Origin of the sequence: Virgibacillus sp. 7505, from assembly GCF_002272135.1 — a bacterium.
Taxonomy (GTDB): Bacteria; Bacillota; Bacilli; order Bacillales; family Amphibacillaceae; genus Terribacillus.
In genome coordinates, this window is the sequence record NZ_NPBF01000005.1 from 162642 (window position 1) to 183803 (window position 21162).

Consider the following 21162-nt stretch of genomic DNA (forward strand, 5'->3'; position numbering starts at 1 on the left):
CCATATCATCTTTTTCGAAAAACACTCAAAAATAAAGTTAATAGATTAGGTCGTGTACGAGAGTAATTGTATAGGCTGATTGTTAACAGGATGTTAATGATGTATAAAGCTATTGTTAATTAATATAATGGAAATTCTGTCAGAAAAAAGGGTGAGGAGTTGCAAATAATTACTTTTATAATAGGGATTTTTCCTTATTATCGACACTATAAATACTACCGTGATTTGTTATAACCATTAATAACAACTATTTTTAAAGAGAAGAATTAAAATAGTATAAATTACTCATTCAATCACACCTTCAATATTTGCCAGTTATAATTACCCATCTAAAATCCATCATAGTTAGTGTAAAACCGACATTTTTTGAACCGAAAGCATTTGTCCTATTATCGTTAAATTTCCCTCGATGGGTCATACCATACTTCTCTATAAAAAAAACGACCCTTTTTCGGGCCGCCTTTCAATTTATAATTTGAACTTCGTCAGTAATTCCTGTAATTCCTCGGCCAAATTGGACAAGGCATTTGCTGATGCGGTGATTTCCTCCATAGAGGCTAGCTGCTCCTCTGTAGTACTTGCCATTGTCTCGGATGCCGCAGCATTTTCTTTTGCTATCGCTGCAAGCTCTTCTGCACTAGCAGTCATTTCCTGAACACTTGCTGCTATTTGTTCTGTGATAGAGGAAATATCCTCTATCTGCGGTGATATTGTAAAGATGCTGTCTTTAATTTGGCTGAACTTTGTCGTTGTTTCATCGGTGGCCTGCAATCCTGTTTCTACGTATCGTGCTGTCTGCGCCATCACTTTGACAGACTGCACTGTATCGGACTGGATATGCTGAATAAGATCTGTGATTTGCATTGCCGAGCGCTGTGATTCTTCAGCAAGCTTCCGGACTTCATCTGCAACTACAGCAAAGCCTTTGCCCTGCTCACCTGCACGCGCAGCTTCTATTGCTGCATTTAGCGCCAGCAAATTCGTCTGATCAGCAATACCAACTATCACATCTGTTATGCTTCCTATTTTCTTAGAACTTGTCTCAAGCTCCTGCATTCTAATATTTGATTCATTCACAGACGCATAGATATGTTTCATCTGTTCGACTGTCTGATTGACGGAATACTCTCCGTCCGCTGCTAAGCTAGCTGCCTGTTTCGTCGAATCCGACACCGTAGACAAACTGTTTGCTACACGGTCCATGCCGATTGCAATCTCACCAATCGCCTGCGCATTCTGTTCGACATGTATCCGCTGCGAGTCTGATCCTTCTGCTACCTCCTGCAATGTTGTCGTCACATGCTCGGTTGCAGAGGTTGTCTGCTCCGAGCTTGCAAGCAACTCCTCTGATGATGCTGCCAGCTGACCAGAATCAGTATCAATCTGCTTAATCAAACTGCTCAGGTTATCTGTCATTGTGTTGAATGCCTTTCCAACCTCAGCTAGTTCATCCTTAGAATGAATCTCTATCCGTTCACGCAAATCGCCCCCACTCACTTGTACCGCAGTCTGCTTCAGCTTGTTCAATGGTTTAATGATAGAACGAACAACACCAAAGACCAGGAACCCTCCAGCAATTAGTGCTGCAGCTAATACGATTAGCGTCGTGTATAGAATAGGTGCTGCTGCATCATCTATCTCAGAAGCAGACATCACACCGGCTACCTTCCAGCCTGTCAGTTCATTCGTCGTGTAGACAAGCTCCTGTGTATCAGCACCCTGTTCGAATCGATATTTTCCATTTTCTTTCTCAAATTGCCGGATAAGATAATCGGCAGTAGCTTCAGATCCTTTTTCCTCTGTCGGATGGACGATAATATGCTTCGTCTGATCAAGGATAGAAGTATATCCTTCTTTGCCAATGTGTATCTTCTTAGATGTCTCTTCCAAATTACCTAATGTAATATCCATGCCAATGACACCACTGTTATCTTCGGTTGTCCGTGCAATTGTCACTACTAAGGTATTAGTGGATGCAGATACATATGGTTCTGTTATGACCGCTTCGCCTGCTTTCTCTTTCGCCTGCTGGTACCAAGGCCGCTCCCGAGGATCATAATCGTCTGCAAGCTCCAAATCAGGGGACTGTATCATCAATCCTTCTTCGGTTCCGACATATGCCAGTTCAAGTTCCGGATGCAAGTCTGTGTATTGCTCTAGTTTCCGCCTTATCTCCGGGCTTTCCATGCCGTCATATAGATCAGAACCGATTTGACTGGCAAAGAAATCGATATCATGTATCTTTGGCTTGATTGTATCGTCTATCATACTGTTCAGTACATCCACGTTACTTGATGCACTTCCGATCAATTGAGCTGATAGCTCCTTCTTTGCACTCTGATACGCCAAGAAACCAATCAGAATGCTAGGTATAAGTAGAATGATGATAAAGGAAAGGATAAGCTTATTTCTGATAGTAAGCCCAACTCTGCCCTTCTCTAAGATGCGTTTCATAGTATTCCCCCTAATTTACTAAGCTGCTAACAACTTTATTACTTTCTTTATCGGCTAATGGAGAGGGAAATTAGATGGTAAAAGACAATATCTTTAAGTACAATATTTACCAATAAAACTCCTCATCTTCTCAAAAGGCAGAACCAACTGAAAACAGGCCCACATATAAAACTCTAAAACCAAATTATTGTCATATAAATTTAACCATTACTTCAAACAGCGGCGAAACGGCGTGATTCCGCCATTTATCTTGTGACTGTTTTCACACAATCCCTTGACACAACTTCTCTAGTATTCTACCCTTACTAATAAATATAAATTTAGAATGATTATGTCTAAGTAATTCTAAGTTTTTAGTTATTAATTTATTTTGGGAGGCTATTATTTTTATGTCACTTATCGGCAAAGAAGTACAACCATTCACAGCACAAGCTTACAAAAACGGAGATTTCATCGAAGTAACAGAAGCAAGTCTTAAAGGTCAATGGAGTGTAGTATGCTTTTACCCTGCAGATTTCAGCTTCGTATGCCCGACTGAGCTTGAAGATCTTCAAGATCAATACAGCACACTAAAAGATCTTGGTGTGGAAGTATTCTCTGTATCTACAGATACACACTTCGTACATAAAGGCTGGCATGACAGCTCTGAAAAAATCGGCAAAATCACTTATGCAATGATTGGTGACCCATCCCAAGCAATTTCTCGTCAATTCGATGTGCTTAACGAAGAGTCTGGTCTTGCTGACCGCGGTACATTCATCATCGATCCAGATGGCGTCATCCAAACTGTTGAAATCAATGCAGACGGTATCGGCCGTGACGCAAGCACGCTTGTGAACAAAATCAAAGCAGCACAATACGTGCGCCAAAATCCAGGTGAAGTTTGCCCGGCGAAATGGGAAGAAGGATCTGAAACACTAACACCTAGCTTGGATCTTGTAGGCAAAATCTAAGGAGTGCGTTGAATATGGTACTTGATGCAAACATTAAAGCTCAATTGAACCAGTATATGGCGCTTATGGAGAACCCTATCGTTCTTAAAGTAAGCGCTGGTGCAGACGACGTTTCAAAGGAAATGCTTGCTCTAGTTGAAGAGCTTGCAGCTATGTCGTCCAAGATCACAGTAGAAAAAGCAGAACTTACACGTACCCCGAGCTTCACCGTGAACCGCGTTGGCGAGGATACAGGCGTTGCTTTTGCTGGTATCCCGCTTGGTCATGAGTTCACTTCGCTCGTCCTTGCTCTCTTGCAAGTAAGCGGTCGTGCACCGAAGGTCGATGAGAAACTGATCAATCAGATTAAGAACATCAAAGGTGAATTCCACTTTGAAGCTTATATCAGCCTGACTTGTCATAACTGCCCGGATGTTGTGCAAGCACTTAATGTGATGAGCGTATTGAATCCGAACATCACAAGCACGATGATCGATGGTGCGGCATTCAAGGAAGAAGTAGAAAGCAAGAACATCATGGCAGTTCCGACTGTTTACCTGAACGGGGAGAACTTCGGAAGCGGCCGGATGACGCTTGAAGAAATGCTAGCCAAAATGGGATCTAGTGCGGATGCATCCGAGTTCGATAACAAAGAACCTTATGACGTTCTTGTTGTCGGCGGTGGTCCAGCTGGCTCCAGCGCGGCTATCTATGCTGCCCGCAAAGGAATTCGTACTGGAATCGTTGCAGAACGCTTCGGCGGTCAGGTATTGGATACGATGAGCATCGAGAACTTCATTACCGTCAAGGAAACTGAGGGTCCGAAGCTAGTCGCTAGCCTGGAAGAGCATGTGAAAGAATACAACATCGATGTGATGAACCTGCAGAAAGCAACGAAAATCACGAAAAACGATTTATTTGAGCTTGAGCTGGAAAACGGCGCGACACTGAAAAGTAAGAGCGTGATCATCTCCACAGGTGCACGCTGGCGTAATGTCAACGTTCCTGGCGAGCAGGAATTCAAGAACAAAGGTGTTGCCTACTGTGCACACTGTGATGGCCCGCTATTCGAAGGAAAAGATGTAGCTGTTATCGGAGGAGGTAACTCCGGCATCGAAGCAGCCATTGATTTGGCTGGTATCGTAAACCATGTTACAGTTCTTGAATTCGCCGATACATTAAAAGCAGACGAAGTATTGCAAAAGCGTGCTTACAGCCTGCCGAACGTAACTATTATTACAAACGCGCAAACTACGGAGATCACTGGCGACGACAACGTCAACAGTATCACTTACGTAGAACGTGACACAAACGAAGAAAAACACATTGCACTGCAAGGTGTCTTCGTCCAAATCGGTCTTGTACCGAACACGGAATTCCTAGCTGACGTCGTTGAGCGCACGCCGATGGGAGAAATCATCGTCGACAAGCACGGTCAAACGAATGTCCCAGGACTGTTTGCTGCTGGAGACTGCGCAGATACTGCTTATAAACAAATCATTGTTTCTATGGGATCTGGTGCGACAGCATCGTTGGGTGCATTTGATTATTTGATTCGGAATTAATTACTAGAAGAAAGCGTGCAGCTGTTATCAGCCGCACGCTTTCTTCTTGATATACATACTTGTCTTACATCAAACCTCAATTTACCTCTGCATTTTTATCAATCTGAGTAACTGTATTCAATTGTTCTAGGAAATCATGATAATAATTATCATGATAGTGTAATTGAAATACATCCCAACCGATAGTTGGCTTCGGAGAAATATAATACTGCTCATGATCCAGCTCTATAAATTTCAAGTCATACTTTGAAATCATATAGTTATCAAGCTTATCCCAAATATCATTATAATGTTGTAAAGAAGGCAGATAGGAAACCTTACCCTCTGAATCTAATAAACGATTGCTGAATCGCCCTTTATTAATGATCACTTCGCAATTAGGTACTTCCTTTTTTAAGAAATCCATGAATTTAGCTATTGAAGGCAACAATAAACCAAAATAGTCAGATGGACTTCTATCAATCTTCAAATGGAACTTTTCCGGCAGTTCATTAAAGAATGAAGTCTTGCTAATATAACCATTGTTTGTAACAAAACGATCTTGCGTGAAGAACACCCCTAAAAAGACATCTGTATAGAAGTCCATAATCAGATAATCCGGCTGCTGTACTTTTAAATCATGAAAGAAACTTTTGCTTAATTCTTCTATGGTCTTACGTTTATCAGCCTCATTATGCACGTTTTCTTCATCAATATAATCAATTTTAGTCTCGTCATAAGAAAATTCCCGGGAAAAAAGGCTTATTAAAGATGCATGCAAAGATGTCGCTACGCACTCATACCTCTCTTTATAGTTTTTATTCAATTTGGAGTTAAAATTATCTCTAGTGATACAAGAGCCATAACTGGCTATTTTAATAGTCATTATTTTCTCCTTAAAATACATTATTACTTATATATCGGATTAAAAAGAGATTAGTTGATACATTCTGTTTATTTTCTGCATTGCTATCATTATTACACCATTGATAAATTAGACACTGATTAATCCTGGCGTTTATTTATATTTCCCCGCATTATTTTTCACAGAAAAAAAAGAAGATGTCCGCGGACATCTTCTTTTTTTACACAATTATCTTCTCAAGTACGCTTACAATTTTTTGTTTTTTGAAATAAAGATCCTGCGCTTCATCCATTCCGACTTCTTTGAAGCGAACGTGCGCTCCCGGTGCTGCTTGCGCTAACAACGGAATATCCGCGGATATTACTGTCGCTATCCGTGTGTATCCTCCTGTTGTCTGCCGGTCCGCCATCAGAATGATCGGCTGACCGTTGGCAGGCACTTGAATTCCCCCAAGCGGGATAGCTTCCGAGATTATGTCAGCAGTTATTTTGTGCGATAGTTCCGGACCTTTTAGTCGATATCCCATACGGTCTGACTGAGGAGTGATTTCATAGCTCGATGATAGGAATGTTTTGATAGCCTCATCTGTGAAAGCATCTTGATGCGGCCCTAGGATGACTCTTGCAGTGACTTCCTTCTCGTACTTAGGTATTTCATCGTAATGAAGGGAACGCCCCGTTACTGCATGAGGATTATCAGTACCGTACAGAATGTCTTCCTTCTCAAGAGCACGTCCGTTCAGACCGCCGATTTTTGCCTTCAGATACGTAGAGTTGCTGCCCATTACAGCCGGCAAGTCAAAGCCGCCTGCCACGCTGATATAAGAGCGAATCCCTTCTAATGGCTGACCAAATTCGATTAGCTGGCCCTCTTTCACGGCAAAACTCTTCCACATCGGCGCAGGCTGCCCATTCACCCTTGGCGACAGATTTCCGCCAGTTATCGCAATGACAGCATCCTCCAGCACCTTGAGTGCAGGTCCCATCATTGTTACTTCGAGCCCTGCCTCGTCACGTTTATTTCCAACGAGCAGGTTGGCAATTTGCAGCGAGAAATCATCCATCGCACCTGATACAACTACACCATATTCCTGGTAGCCAGTACGGCCGAGATCCTGAAAAGTTGTCAGCAGTCCGGGCTTGATCACTTGAAACAGCTTTCTACCCATGATGCTCGACTCCGAAATTCTGAATCGTGATTTGTTCTGCTTGAAGTCTTTCACGAAGCTGCTGGACGAATTGCAGTGCTTCCGGTTCATCTCCATGCACACAAATTGTATCTGCTTGAATGCTAATATCCGTTCCATCAACGGCAGTTACTTTACCTTCTTGAATCATACGAATGACACGTTCAACCGCAACTGTCACGTCATGAATCATAGCATTTGCTTGAGAACGGGGTGTCAGCGTTCCATCTGCCTGATACGTCCTGTCAGCAAAGACCTCCTGCGCAACGTTAAGTCCAGCTTTCTCTCCCGCAAGCACTAGTTCACTTCCGGCCAAACCAAACAGTACTAACTTCGAATCGACCGCATGCACTGCTGTCGCAATTGCTTCTGCAATAGCGGAGTCTTTCGATGCCATATTATATAGCGCTCCGTGCGGCTTCACATGCTGAACATATGTACCACAGGCCTTGGCTGCTCCTTGAATTGCGCCTACCTGGTAAACAACAAGGTTATAGATTTCCTTCGGAGACAGCTTCATTTCCCGACGGCCAAAACCGGCTAAGTCGGGAAAGCCTGGATGAGCACCGATTCCAACACCAAGTTCGGCTGCTGTCTTAACCGTTTCAAGCATGACATTATGGTCACCTGCATGGAATCCGCATGCAATATTGGCAGATGATATGTATTTCAACACTTCCTCGTCATTACCAATTGTATAGGCGCCAAAACTCTCCCCTAAATCACTGTTTAAATCAATCGTCTTCATACCAGTCCCTCCTTACTTTTCCTTACTGACAATCTTATATTCCCCAAGACGAACTGCTTCCGCAATTGAATCGTACTCTTCTTTCGAAATTGGGACAAACCGCAGATAAGACCCGGAAGTCAATAAAATCGGCTGCTCTCTTTCCGGATCATATAATTTCAACGGTGTCTGACCGATGAGCTGCCAGCCTCCCGGAGTTTCCAGTGGATAAACGCCCGTCTGTGATCCAGCTATCCCTACAGAGCCTGCTGCAATTTTCGGTCGAGGATCCGAACGGCGCGGTGTCGCAATTTCTTCTGACATACCGCCCAGGTACGGAAAGCCTGGTACAAATCCCATCATATAAATCAAATAATCCTGACTCGAATGGATGCGGATGACATCTTCTACTGACAGACCGTTATGATCCGCAACGAAATTCAAATCAGGGCCTGCCTCCCCACCATAGTAGGTAGGAATTTCATAAACAAGAGAAGCAGCCTCGGCCGCTCCTCCTTGAATATTCTCATATAGACGCTCCAATTTTTCCAGAAGCGCCTGGTAGCGGACCTTATCAGGACGATAAAAGATGGATAAAGTCGTATAAGCTGGTACCCATTCAATAATTCCCTCAATCTGTTCCGCCTTAAGCAGCTCCGCGAACAACCGGATTTTCTGATTTGTTTCCTCTGAGATCGTCTGCCCGAAAACGAGCTGAATGCCCGTATCTCCTAGCGGATGATAGGTAAGCTTCATTTTTGGGACCTCCTTCTCGATTTAGAACAATTTCTGCGCTTGGTTAATCAATGTCACAACAGCCAAATAAGTAGTTGCTAAAAGCACTATACCACCAAAGATCGTAAGCCATAGCGGATGTTTGTAGTCTCCGACGATAGATTTCTTATAAGCCGCTACTAACAATACACCAAGCCCGATAGGCAAAATAAGCCCGTTAATGGCACCCGCGATAACTAACAATGTCACTGGTTCGCCGATGAAGGAGAAGATGATTGTTGATACTACAATGAACAAAATTGTAACTAGCTTCTCATTCCTCGCAACCCATTTGGACAATGTCTTCAGGAATGAAACGGATGTATAAGCCGCACCAATTACAGATGTAATACCCGCAGCCCATAAAATCAGACCGAACATTTTATATCCAAGTGTACCAGCAGCTTCCTGGAAAACAGAGGCAGCGGGGTTACTTGCATCCAACTTAAAGCCTGTCACCACGACTCCAAGCACAGCAAGGAACAGGAAGATACGCATGATTGACGCAATCAAAACACCTGAAATAGAACTTTGTGTTACTTGACGCAGACTTTCTTTACCGGAAATACCAGCATCCAAAAGACGGTGACCGCCTGCAAATGTGATATAACCGCCAACAGTACCACCAACAAGTGTAATGATTGCAAACACATCAATTTGTTCTGGAGCAAATGTACGCAAAACAGCTTCTCCGACTGGCGGTTCACTGCGGAATGCAACGTACAATGTCAGCAAAATCATGATCAACCCAAGAATACGCGCAATCTGATCCATTGCCGCTCCTGCTTCTTTGGAAAGGAATATACCAATAGCGATAATACCAGTAATGATTGCACCAATAATTGTATCGATTCCGAATAATACGTTCAAACCAAGTCCTGCACCACCGACGTTCCCGATATTAAATGCAAGACCTCCCAATGCCACTGCAAAAGCAAGGAAGTATCCTAACCCTGGTAATACTTTATTCGCGATATCCTGTCCGCGCATTCTGGAAACGGCTATAATTCGCCAGATATTCATCTGTACACCAACATCCAAAATGATACTCATAAGAATAACAAAGCCGAAGCTTGCTAATAATTGATCAGTGAAAACAGCTGTTTGAGTCAGGAACCCTGGTCCGATTGCTGATGAACCCATCAGGAATGCTGCTCCTAAGAGGACGCCCCATTTTCCTTTGGAAGACTGCTGCTGATGTAATTCTTTTTCTTTTGACGCCATGTAAATCCCCCTTATGTAACGATTCTTTCAAATCATCTGTAGTATGTACTGCTTTCCATACATTATCACAAATATTTAATAAACAATAATCATTATAACTCGAAAATATTTGCTTACACAAGATGTAAAATAACCTCACATGATAAATCAGCTATCAAAAGCCATTTCACACAATATAAAAAAGGCCCGTAAAAGGCCTTCCTTAAGTAAATTATTGTGTTTTATCTATCCTCTTTATAGAAATATTATCAAACTTAGCACTGCCATCTTCCGCATACAAACTTATCGCTTGATCCTGCGGATGAGGGAATACTGTATTACTGTGCACCACATTGCCATCATCAACGAACATTTCCACACTTGTTTTATCTACGAGAATTGTGACATGCACGTGCTTCTTATCTGTATTAAATGGCGCCCTGCTTTCCTGATAGTCTCCAGTTTGATCAGGATTGGGAATGTAGCTTCTATTCACATATGAATAGCCTCCTGCGACTGCGATGCCTACATCGAGATGACGGGAGTGATCATTTGATCCCCGCAACTGCAGCCCGACGTTCGGACTCCCTGTCCACGAAATATCAGCATCCAACTGGTATGTTTCCGCCGAAACATCCAAGGTTTGCGTCTCATTTTGAAGACTTATATTCTCAACTGTTTCCGATGATTGAAAATGCTGATCCAGGCTAGCGATCGGTCGGGAAGCAAGATAAAAACCATCCTGGTCCTGCTGCAATGTGATTTCCCTGACAATGGAGTCAGTACCATTGAATCCATCATATTTCATCGCTGGTGTTTGATCGGCATACGACCAGTTATTCATCCATGCGAGCGCATACCGCTTCTCTTGCTTATCTTCTGATATGCCGTCTTCAAAGGTTACCCCGCCGTACCAGTCAAAACCATAATCAAGCCATCTTGGATTTTCTGCATCTGGTGTAAAAGCTGCCCCGTCAAACTCTCCAGTCCAGTAGGCATAGGTTTTCGGGTCACCTTTCCCTTCTCCATTCGCACTCATACCTAGCACATATTTAACCGTACCATCCGGTGTGCGCAGCTGGAATAGATCCGGACATTCGAGTACGCCAATTCCATCTGTTTGAAAATCTCCAGTGAATGTCCAGGCTTTCAAGTCAGCAGATTTATAAAATCCAATTTTATCCCCTTCTGCCAAAAGCATGATCCAGCTATTTTTTTCCTCATCCCATATCACTTTGGGATCACGGAAATCCTGCGTACCCGGATTGGCAAGAACCGGTTCCTCGCTCTCCTGCTTAAAAGTATTTCCTCCATCTGTGCTGTACCAGAGATACTGTTCCTGCTGCCCGGTCTCTCCTGTCGGCTGGGTCATGATCGCAATTAGTGCATCCTCACCAAAACCGGCTGTATTGTGCTTATCGCGGACGACAGATCCTGTCCACGGATCACCGTTTTCCGTTGTATATTTTGGAATCGCGACTCCATGATCCTCCCAATGAACTAAATCTTCTGATGTCGCGTGCCGCCATTCGGTGCCGTTGCCTTCGGGGTAATCTTTATTGTAGAGATAATAATAGTGGTACTTGCCTTGATAATAAATCGGCTGCTGCGGATCATTCTTCCATTTATCAGGTGAGCTGAAATGGAAGACAGGACGATATGAGATAGTTTGCGCCTTGCCTGGACTTTGATTATGAGTTTTTTTCTCGTTGATTAGCACAAAGGCTGCGACCACCGCAGCAACAAGTAAAATCAGCACGCCAAGCATCGTCCACCTCTTTTTCGAAAATCCATTAAACATATCGTCACCACACTTTTATTTGAAATGAAGGAAAAGGAAATGCCATATTGCTGACATTTCCTTTTCTGATTCTGATTTATTCCTCTTCGTACGTGATTTGCCCTTGCTCCAGGATACCATCTTCCACAACGGAAGAGCGTTTACCGTCGATATCCAGAAGGAACGAAGGCGCGAATGTAGATTTATGATCCTGGAAGAAACCGCGGTTCGTCATGTAGCTCGTTACGACGAAGTCATCCGATTTCTTTTGCGGAATCACATAATGTGCATATGTCCAAGTCAAATCATTCGGATCCAAGTCCTGATGCAGGACGATACCTGATTTGTTCATTGGCTTATATGGGCCAGTTAAGCTATTCGATACATAACCAAGCATATAGATGTCCTCATCGTCGATGCCATCGATTGTCATTTTGGCACCACGCGTACTTGTGAACAAGTAGAACTTGCCATCTTTCTTGAAGATGTTTGGACGCTCGATCTCATCTGTAACCGTATTGGAAACGATGAGCGGCTTCATTTCTTTTTTCAATGTGTAATCATCATTGATCTCTACAATACCGATTGCACCATTAGCCAGTTCCGCTGTGGACTTCTTATCGCTGTTTTGCAGCTGATTGAATTCTTCACGGAAGAACTTCATACCATTGCCGTAGTATGCACGATTATAAAGGGATTCTTCGCCAGAGTAGCCGAACTCTGTACCAGTATTAGCTTCAAATACTAAGTACTTCTTACCTTTATCTTCAATGTAATGCGGATCACGCAATGTGTGGTTGTTTGCAAAATTACGGTCTTCAAATGCTTTATTCACATTCTCATATGTCTTTCCGTTGCCGCCATCATAAATGGACTTATAGTCTTCCACGCCATCAACTTGCAAGCTGCTTGTATCCTTTTCAGACACGTTCACCTGCGCAGTTGTCAAAGTTTGTTTACCAAAGATGCCTTGGCTTTCATCAAAGCCGCCGCGGTTTGTATAGAACAAGCGGATCTCGCCATCGATGAAGGCAGCAGAGCCAGACCATTCCTCCTGCTGACCAGCAAGTATTTTATCACCATTGAATTTATCATTGTCATCAAATACACGACCGGCATTCTTCCATGCATCAGCCGAATCATCGCCTGATTTTTTATAGAACATGTAAATGAATGTATCACTTGCATCTTTCGGATCACCAGCTAGCCCGAAAACAATTTGGTATCCATTGTAATCCGCAACCGTACCGTCTGGGTTTTGGAGCGGCCATGTATCCCAGACATCCATTTTGATTTCATTACCATTTTCATCGATCTTTGTAGCCGACTCGATATTTTTGATAGAAGAAGCATCAAAGCTAGGAACAGTATACCGTTCGTCCCCGTGCTGCCCGATCATTTCCTTCATGTCCTGACGTGTGATTTGTGAGGTACCATACGTTTCTTTGTACGGCTTCACATTTCCACCCTCATTGTTCGCAGAAGCAACTATCAGACTGCTTCCCAGCATCAACGCTGCACTCAGTGAAACGATACTTGCTTTTAACGCCCGTTTCCGAAATTTCATCCCGTATTCCTCCTATGTATGATTGCTAATCCCGTGTAAGACAAGCCTTGGCAAACCTGACTTACGAGCTCAGTATAGGACAGTAAAACAAAAACCGGGATGGCTTATCTTGATCTTATTTTTGTCTAAATTTGATATCCATACAAAAAGTCCCTCCTGATAAGGGACTTCTACACTAGTGAGAGGAAGCATTTTGGCGCCATGCATGATCCAGGTCCTGCAGTGCATCCCGCTTCGACATCTCTTCATTCACGTATTGTTTCAGGATTCGGCCAAAGGCATCCTTCATAAAAGGCGAATAGGAGGACCAATTAAAGTTCCGTCGCTCCTGCTGATCATATTGTCTCCACGCATCTCCGCTCAAGCCGGTTTCAGGCGGCTGAACAGTGCGGAATGCAGAAATGAAGCGAAGATGTTCTGTTTGATATGCATGCCCTTCTCCAGATTCTGCCATCCATTTCAGGAATCGCTTCGCCTCCCTTTTCTCAGCTGCCCCGGATTGCTTATTGACGACCCAATAACTAGGTACACCAGTCACCAGCTGCGCATCCCCTCCGTCATCAAGTGGTATCGGAAACATTCCTGCATCCAGATCCGGCGCTTGTTTTGCCAGTAGAGGTTCCACCCAATTGCCCTGCACAATCATGGCTGCCTCTCCTTTTTGGAAAGCTTCCATCTCAGCGTAATAATCTGTCGTTGCCGCATGCGGTTTTCCGTAAGCAAGTGTCAGATCCAGAAAACGCAGCATATTATGAAAGCTGTCATTATCCGTGAAGCTTGCCTTACCTTCTGCAAGTTCCGACATAAACGCTTCGGGATCAGATAGCTCTGAGAAAGCTAAACTTGTTAAATGATGCCCAAGCTTCCATTCCTCGTAATAGCCATTGGCAAAAGGTGTCACACCTGCCTTTTTTAGCTGGGACGCTGCTTTCTCAAGCTCTGTATACGTATCAGGAAGCTCGTTGATACCCGCTTTCTCGAATAACGCCTTATTATAAATAATGCCGAATCCTTCAATATTCATCGGCATGCCATACACCTTTCCACCCTCAGTAATGGGATCGAGTGTACCATCCCGAGCATCCGATACCCACGATTCCCCGCTCAAGTCCTCCAAGTAGTGCATCCACTCTTTTGTAGCAGTATAGCCGACATTGGTGAAGATATCCGGACCTTCTCCTACTGCCATTTGTGTTTTCAAATCAGAGAAATCATCCGAAATACCACCCACAGTTTCTACCTGGATATGAACATGGGGATGCGTCTTTTCATACATGCCAACCATGTCCTCGAACTCGGAAGCAACCTCCACTTTTGGATTACGAATTGTAAGGCTGACTGTTTCTTCTGCTTGCTTCTTCTCTTTTTCCGGTGGCATATTGCTGGCGGAAAGCAGCAGTAAAGGGATAGCAAAAAGTCCGTATAACAGTTTCTTTTTCATAATTATTATCTTTCCTCCTGCTCATTATGCTCAGTTCTATAAGCAGTCGGGGTTAATCCTGTTTCCTTTTTGAATAGCTTCGAGAAATAGACTTCATCTTGATAGCCAAGCAGCCTGGCTATGTCATACATCGTTTTGTCGGTTGTCTCCAGCCATTGCTTCGCCTGCTTCATACGGCAATCTGTCACATACCGGGACAATGTCATCCCGGTCTCTTGCTTGAATTTACGTGAAATATGCTCCTTTGACAGGAAGAAGAGCTTTGATAATCGCTCCAGGCTTACATCCTCCATGTAGTAGCTCTGTACATAAGCAACGATATCTTGGCCGCGCTGTTCACTTTCCAGTTCTTCGAGTCTCCTGATGGTGCGATAACGATGCTCCGCCAGCTCTACTGTAAGCTGCTCGAATACAGAAGAAATCTCTGCCAGAGAACGCAGCGTCTTTTGTACAAGCCGTACGGGTATATCCAAATGCTGACGCAGCCAATTCTCTATCTGCAGCCACTGATCAGCCGCAGACAAAACAACGTACAAGTTATCTTCTATCTGGAAACGGAATACATCACCAATTGCATATCGATGCAGTTCACTCGTCAGAGCTCCCATTACTTGGTCCGGCTGATGCATATGATAAAAAGACAGCAACGTAAGATCGATCTTTTCTTCCTGCGGCAAAACATTTTGTAAGATGGAGAAATCCTTCAGCTCTCCTATACACAATGCCGAAACCTGCTGCTCCAAAAGCAGCCTCCTCGCATCCCCGAGAACCTCTGCTTCGTTCTCCAAAGACTGCTTTTCAGCGACAATGGCTTGCGTCACGTTCTCCAGCACCTTAGTAAAAGCATCCGGATCGATTGGCTTCAGCAAATAATCATAGCTGTTGAATTGAATAGCTTTTCGCATGAACTGGTAGTCATCATAACCAGTTACAAGAATGCACTTCCCTCGGTAGTCAGCAGCATGCAACTGCTCCATCAGTTCAATGCCGTTCATACGCGGCATCTTGATATCAGTGAAAATGATCTCCGGCTGCTCCGATTCAATAAGCTCAAGCGCCTCTTCCCCGTCACTTGCTTCCAAAAGAACAGTTATTCCATTCTGCTCCCACTCACCAAGCGCACGCAGTACCTCACGCCCATTTCTTTCATCATCCACGAGTAACGCCTTCATGCTTCTGACCTCCCTGCTCCTGTGCCGGAATACAAATCGTGACCTCAAACCCTTTTCCGTTCATATTATCAATTTGAAACGCTGCCTTATCGCCATGATGGAGCTGGATACGCTCCGCGATATTTTGCAGCCCTGTTCCGCCAGCAACTCCCTCGCGCAGCAGACGAATCTCATCGGCACTCACTGTTGCACCGTAGCTAGCTGCGCTGAACACCAGCAATCCGTCTCTTTCCATTCCCTTTAGGATAAAGCTGCTTTTGTCCCGCATAGTTTCATAGCTATGCTTAAAATAATTTTCAACAAGCGGCTGCAGCAGCATGCTCGGTATTCTGTATTCCTGTATGCTTTTCTCCACTTGAATAGCGATTGGCAAATCTGCTCCAAAACGTTCTTTTTGCAATGTGATATAGGAGTCAATATAACCAAGCTCCTCCCGCACAGGTACGAGCTGATCGGCCTGCAAAGCATACCGCATCATTTTGGATAAGGATACGAGCAGCTTGTACACTTCCCGGTCATCTGACCGCAGGGCAACAGCTCCGATGGATTGCAATGCATTAAAGAGGAAATGCGGATTCACCTGTGATTTGAGCATTCTAAGCTGACTCTCCCTCGCCTCCAGCTCAAGCTTATATTCACGTGCGATATGAGAATCGATTCGATTCAGCATCTCCTGCATATGTGCAGACAGGTGGCCAATTTCATCCTTACGCTCTGTTTTTAGCTGGACGTTCATCTGACCGCCTTCTATGGATCGCACCTTCTCACTTAGAGTAATAATCGGTTTTGTAAACACACGGGAAACGACCAGAACCAGTATGGTCCCCAATAGGACAACGCCGATGCCTAATACGACATTCGTCCAGGCCGTCTCCCTCGCATCACGGAACAGCTCATCCTTTGATGTAACCTTGATCAGCTGCCAGCCAGCCAAGGGCTTGCCCAGCTCCTCCCGAAGGACGATATTTCCTCCCTCCGCTGCTAATTGAGACTCGTCCATATTTGTGCCAATCTGTTTAAAATCTTTACTGTAGACGATCTCTTCCTTTCCATTTACAAGCAAAACCTGCGTCCCTGTTTCTCTTGTAACAGCCTCAAGCAGCCGCGAGAAAGATGATACTTCTATATCAGTCGTCAGGAATCCTAGAAATTCTCCACTCAGTACGTCTGTTATCCTATGCTGGATCGGCAGCACGATTGTATTGTCCGATTCCGGAACGATCGCTACTTTGTCTTCGTTCTCGAGGACATGAGGAGTTTCCAGCATGTAAGCTGCCTTCGAATCGTTCATCTCTCTAAAAGGTGAGTGCTCCATATAATCCGGAGCAGGCTTTGGAGCGCCGACATTTGATTGATAAACCGTCAAAGACTGCTGATCTTGTTGAAAATAAAACCGCAGCTGCCGGATATCCGGTCGTGTCGCCGCATATGTCTCCACACTATTTTCAAAAGCTCGCACATGCTCTGTCGTCTCTGCCAGCATGCCATTCTCCAGTACCTGCTGGACCTCTGGCATATTGAACAAGCTGTAAGGGAGCCGGACCATCTCCTCTGCGTACTGTTCCAAATCTGCCCCGCTCTCATTTAATTCCTCTCGGCTCCTTGCCAAATCCCGCTCCTCAATACTCGATTTGCTATTCTCATAAATAAAAATCACAAAGAGAAAATAAGGCAGAATGATGAATAAGAGCAGCATGATGAATAACCGAGTCCTAATGCTCATGAATGCCCTTCCTTCCATACCGTCCGTTGAAATAGTCAAACTTACCCTATAACATGCCCAATCAGCCGTCAATCCAACTTAAGTTATACTCAAAGGTCCCGATAAACAGCGAAACATCGTTTTCACTCCCGCATATACGCTTCCACAGCCTGGACATCCCGAAATGGAAACCTTATCAAACATTTAATGTTAAAACACTGGATAAAAGGGAACAGTGAACATGGAGCATTTTTTCAGCTATAAAACGAATTAAAGGAGTGGCAGATATGAACGAAAAGCAATTCGACATCATCAAAAACGGCAAAGGCTTCATCGCAGCATTGGATCAAAGCGGCGGCAGCACACCGAAAGCATTGGCAGAATACGGCGTATCCGAAGATGCTTATTCAAACGAAGACGAGATGTTCAAGCTCGTCCACGACATGCGCACACGTATCATCACATCCCCTGCATTCAACAAAGACAAGATTCTAGGTGCTATCCTATTCGAACAGACGATGGATCGGGAAATCGAAGGCAAGTACACAGCTGATTACCTTTGGGAAGAAAAAGGGATTGTGCCATTCTTGAAAGTCGATAAAGGTTTGGCAGAGGAAAAAGACGGCGTTCAGCTGATGAAACCGATCGATAACCTGAACGAAACACTCGGCCGCGCATCCGAACGACATATTTTCGGAACAAAAATGCGTTCGGTCATCAAAGAGCCTAACGTCAGCGGCATCAAAGCGGTCGTCGACCAGCAATTCGAAATCGGCAAAAGTATCATCGCAGCTGGTATCGTTCCAATCATAGAACCAGAAGTGAATATTCACAGCGAGGATAAAGAGAAATGCGAGGAAATCCTTCGGGATGAAATCTTCCGCCATCTAAACGATTTGTCCGAAGAAGAAAATGTCATGCTCAAGCTTTCCATCCCAACGAAAGCAAATCTATATAAAGAACTCACCGAGCATCCACGCGTTGTCCGCGTCGTTGCTTTATCCGGCGGCTACTCCCGCGACGAAGCAAACGAAAAGCTGAAAGAAAACGAAGGCGTAATCGCCAGCTTCTCCCGCGCTTTGGCAGCAGAGCTAAACGCAGGTCAGGCTCAGGAAGAATTTGATGCAGCATTGAAGGATGCTGTGGATACGATTTATGACGCTTCTGTAAATAAGAAATAACTAAACGCCGGAGAATATGGCTCTCCGGCGCTTTTTATTTCCAGCAAATATACTTCCACGTTGACTGGTTAGCTCCTTTTGCTTAAACTAAGTCCGGTACATAAATTGGAAATTAACGTCAGCGCAATTAGGAGTTGAAAATGAAGAAAACAAAAAAAATAATGGTTCATCTTATCTTAGGCGCCTTATCCATAGCAGGTATTATTGGTATCACTGTTGAAGCCGCATCACTGTACACCCTGGTTAGTACACATCAGGAAGAGACAGAGTCCGTAACGACAAAGGGTAAGAGAATTTCCAGTGATCTTTATGGCAATCTGGAATTTTATGCTGTGCTGGAAGCTGATGAGACATGGTCGGAAGTAACGCGAGACGAATTTGAACAGCTGGATGATGGTGACACGATTGAAATCACGAAGGAAGACTCCTCCGACAATAAAGCATATCGATCCGAAATATATAAATCTATTCTATTCATCACACTTTATGCTATCGGTCCTAGCCATTATATTAGCTTTCTCATTGCTCGCACTCGCCGCGTGAAAGGATGGGGATGGCTAGGCTGGCCTATTGGAGTTACCTTGCAGCTACTGCTTTATGGTTTTCTTGCTGCTATTTTGATATACGGATACTCTTCCATAGGAAAAATGGTTTTTAATGCTGTCCAATCTTATACTGGTACACAGCACGAAACCGAAGCAATTGTAACAGCATCAGATGCAGATATTAATACTGGGCGGCATGAAACCAATTATTATCATCTTTCAATGCAGTATGAGGACGCAGATGGCAATACGATTCATATGACGAAGGAAGTCAGACCAAGCGTTTATAATAACAGCACGACAACTGTAGAAATCAGCTTTCCGGAAGATAATCCTTATCGCGTCCATACAAAGGGATTTTCCCTATCAGACATATTCTTTTATTCTACCAAGTTAGTGCTGGAAGTCATCACCATTCTTCTTACCTTGATTTTATCTTTAATACCGCGATATATATTCAGTAACTTTAGCTACGGCTCTTGGAAGCTCAGAAGAAGAAGGAAAAAGAAATCCAGGGAACAAAGCAAACGAGATCGAAGAAAGCACAAATTGATTATGAAAAACAAAAGAAGATATGTGAAATCCCAGAAAAAGAAAGCAAAGCGCAAAAATGCCAGAAGCTCTTAGAGCTTCTGGCATTTTTAATTATTAGTCCTTAGACATGATTCCTAAGAATCGAAGTAAGTTCATGAACAAGTTGATAAAGTCCAAGTACAGATTCAATGCCATGAGAGGAATCATTTCTTCTGTAACATGGTCTCTAGCCATTTGATTAAAATCATACAGAATATAGAGTGAGAATACAACAGAACCGATACCTGAGAAAGCGAGCATTGTAGCATCACTATACGGAACAAATATTCCGATCAAACCTGTTACAATCAGCGCAATCAAGGCCACAAACAAGAATCCGCCAAGGAAGGAAAAATCTTTTTTTGATTTAACCCCTACCAGCGCCATTACGCCAAAGATGACAAACGTTGTCGCGAAAGCATACAGGACAATATTGGCTCCACCGATGGAAGCATAATAAGCTACTGCCGGGTAAGTCGTAATTCCTGAAATCACGGCAAATATATAAATGAACGTATAGCTGACAGCTTTTTTCCTTCTAAGCCAGAAGGCAGCAATTATCATACCTAATTCAATTACGATTAATGGCAGAATAAGCACAGGCGGCACAAAATGGCCAGCATAGATTCCAAGCGTCGCCAACAGCAGCGTCATCAAGAACGTCTGCAGCACCTTCTGCATGATTGTCTTTTGATTGGATATTGCATATTCCAAGTTCATCTCTCCAGTTTCTAAAGATATTGTTAGGTTGTATACGCAACTCGTCAGCAAATGTTTCACTTTCTTCACAAATTTATTTAGAATTATGGACTAGAGAAATGCCTTTTAACTGACTTGGCATTCTTAAAGACATTTTGATTGTCTTAGAGACTACAATTTAGAACAAATGAAAACCCTGATTAAGAAATTCTCTAAATCAGGGTTAATTGCAATTCACAAAAATACCTTGGGATAGCCTAAGCATCTAAGGATAAGGTTTCTTATTATGGTACCCTCAATCAATCTATCATGACAAGTTCTTTTCTTATGGGATCACCCTTGCTTGTCTCCGTATTAAATGAATGATTTTCTAATAAGAACCTTTGAGCCTCTTTAATATGATCGACATTAAATAAACCTGACTCATTTGCATTCTCTATTAATATTTTCAAGGTTTCGTCATCGACAATTTCTATTGCTTGCGGAACATATTTGATTTTCTCTTTTTTATAAGCTTGATAAATTGTATATGAAACAGCGTCTAACACAGTATACCAAGCATATTGCTTTTGCTCGCTCTCTTCTTCACTCGCAAATTCTGCTACATCCATATAATCTTCACTATCAATATAATTATATAAATCCTCAGCAGTTACATTTCTGCCTTCCAGCCATTCCCAACAACTATCTAGAGCACTCCTTCCAACTTTATAACCAGGCTCATCGATTGTCACTGCTCCGTACATTTTTTCTGCAACCACTAAGCCCAAAGCAACCTTTGCATCATCATTCAATCTATTAATCAAGTCCATAACAA

At 43.5% G+C, this 21162-nt stretch carries 17 protein-coding genes; 4 read left to right on the top strand and 13 right to left on the bottom strand.

Annotated elements, in window-relative coordinates; genetic code table 11:
- Positions 1-468 precede the first annotated feature (468 nt).
- A complete protein-coding gene (locus CHH91_RS02130; RefSeq protein ID WP_095221506.1) occupies positions 469-2454 on the bottom strand; it encodes a methyl-accepting chemotaxis protein in 1986 nt (661 codons plus the stop codon).
- A gap of 389 nt (positions 2455-2843) precedes the next feature.
- On the opposite strand from CHH91_RS02130, the gene ahpC reads away from it, so the two are divergent.
- Together ahpC and ahpF are read left to right on the top strand one after the other, a co-directional pair.
- The gene (gene ahpC / locus CHH91_RS02135; protein ID WP_095221508.1) at positions 2844-3407 is read left to right on the top strand and encodes an alkyl hydroperoxide reductase subunit C; all 564 of its coding nucleotides are present in this window, start codon (positions 2844-2846) and stop codon (positions 3405-3407) included.
- Positions 3408-3421: 14 nt separating this feature from the next.
- Positions 3422-4951, top strand: coding sequence for an alkyl hydroperoxide reductase subunit F (ahpF, locus tag CHH91_RS02140; protein WP_095221510.1), 1530 nt, complete (start codon positions 3422-3424; stop codon positions 4949-4951).
- A gap of 76 nt (positions 4952-5027) precedes the next feature.
- Here ahpF and CHH91_RS02145 read toward each other — a convergent pair whose 3' ends face one another.
- From CHH91_RS02145 to CHH91_RS02190, 10 genes are all read right to left on the bottom strand, one after another.
- Positions 5028-5816, bottom strand: coding sequence for a DUF6270 domain-containing protein (locus tag CHH91_RS02145; protein ID WP_095221512.1), 789 nt, complete (start codon positions 5814-5816; stop codon positions 5028-5030).
- A gap of 199 nt (positions 5817-6015) precedes the next feature.
- Complete coding sequence (locus CHH91_RS02150) at positions 6016-6963, bottom strand: 5-oxoprolinase subunit C family protein (protein WP_095221514.1); 948 nt, start codon at positions 6961-6963, stop codon at positions 6016-6018.
- Positions 6956-7729 carry a LamB/YcsF family protein gene (locus CHH91_RS02155; protein ID WP_095221516.1) on the bottom strand — a complete coding sequence of 258 codons (774 nt, stop codon included), beginning with the start codon at positions 7727-7729 and terminating at the stop codon, positions 6956-6958. The genes CHH91_RS02150 and CHH91_RS02155 overlap by 8 nt, the downstream gene beginning before the upstream one ends.
- A 12-nt stretch (positions 7730-7741) precedes the next feature.
- Positions 7742-8464 (bottom strand): 5-oxoprolinase subunit PxpB, encoded by a 723-nt coding sequence (gene pxpB / locus CHH91_RS02160; protein ID WP_095221518.1) that lies wholly within the window; start codon positions 8462-8464, stop codon positions 7742-7744.
- Between the two features lie 21 nt (positions 8465-8485).
- A complete protein-coding gene (locus tag CHH91_RS02165) occupies positions 8486-9706 on the bottom strand; it encodes an NRAMP family divalent metal transporter (RefSeq protein WP_095221520.1) in 1221 nt (406 codons plus the stop codon).
- 211 nt (positions 9707-9917) lie between these two features.
- Complete coding sequence (locus tag CHH91_RS02170) at positions 9918-11453, bottom strand: glycoside hydrolase family 32 protein (RefSeq protein WP_095221522.1); 1536 nt, start codon at positions 11451-11453, stop codon at positions 9918-9920.
- Between the two features lie 109 nt (positions 11454-11562).
- A complete protein-coding gene (locus CHH91_RS02175) occupies positions 11563-13032 on the bottom strand; it encodes a glycoside hydrolase family 68 protein (protein WP_095221524.1) in 1470 nt (489 codons plus the stop codon).
- 175 nt (positions 13033-13207) lie between these two features.
- Complete coding sequence (locus CHH91_RS02180; protein WP_095221526.1) at positions 13208-14473, bottom strand: ABC transporter substrate-binding protein; 1266 nt, start codon at positions 14471-14473, stop codon at positions 13208-13210.
- Between the two features lie 5 nt (positions 14474-14478).
- Positions 14479-15645: a response regulator gene (locus CHH91_RS02185; protein WP_095221528.1), complete on the bottom strand. Its 1167-nt coding sequence runs from the start codon at positions 15643-15645 to the stop codon at positions 14479-14481.
- On the bottom strand, positions 15623-17368 hold the full coding sequence (locus tag CHH91_RS02190) for a cache domain-containing sensor histidine kinase (RefSeq protein ID WP_176465629.1): 1746 nt from the start codon (positions 17366-17368) through the stop codon (positions 15623-15625). Before CHH91_RS02190 ends, CHH91_RS02185 begins: the two co-directional genes overlap by 23 nt.
- A 266-nt stretch (positions 17369-17634) precedes the next feature.
- Between CHH91_RS02190 and CHH91_RS02195 the strand changes: the two genes are divergently transcribed.
- Together CHH91_RS02195 and CHH91_RS02200 are read left to right on the top strand one after the other, a co-directional pair.
- On the top strand, positions 17635-18528 hold the full coding sequence (locus CHH91_RS02195) for a fructose bisphosphate aldolase (RefSeq protein ID WP_095221532.1): 894 nt from the start codon (positions 17635-17637) through the stop codon (positions 18526-18528).
- 140 nt (positions 18529-18668) lie between these two features.
- Positions 18669-19700: a hypothetical protein gene (locus tag CHH91_RS02200; protein WP_095221534.1), complete on the top strand. Its 1032-nt coding sequence runs from the start codon at positions 18669-18671 to the stop codon at positions 19698-19700.
- A 21-nt stretch (positions 19701-19721) separates the two neighbouring features.
- Here the strand turns inward: CHH91_RS02200 and CHH91_RS02205 are convergent, their stop codons facing one another.
- Both CHH91_RS02205 and CHH91_RS02210 read right to left on the bottom strand, forming a co-directional pair.
- Entirely contained in the window at positions 19722-20366 is a 645-nt protein-coding gene (locus CHH91_RS02205; RefSeq protein WP_483372380.1) for a Bax inhibitor-1/YccA family protein, read from the bottom strand.
- A gap of 278 nt (positions 20367-20644) precedes the next feature.
- Entirely contained in the window at positions 20645-21157 is a 513-nt protein-coding gene (locus tag CHH91_RS02210; protein WP_095221536.1) for an Imm6 family immunity protein, read from the bottom strand.
- Positions 21158-21162 lie beyond the last annotated feature (5 nt).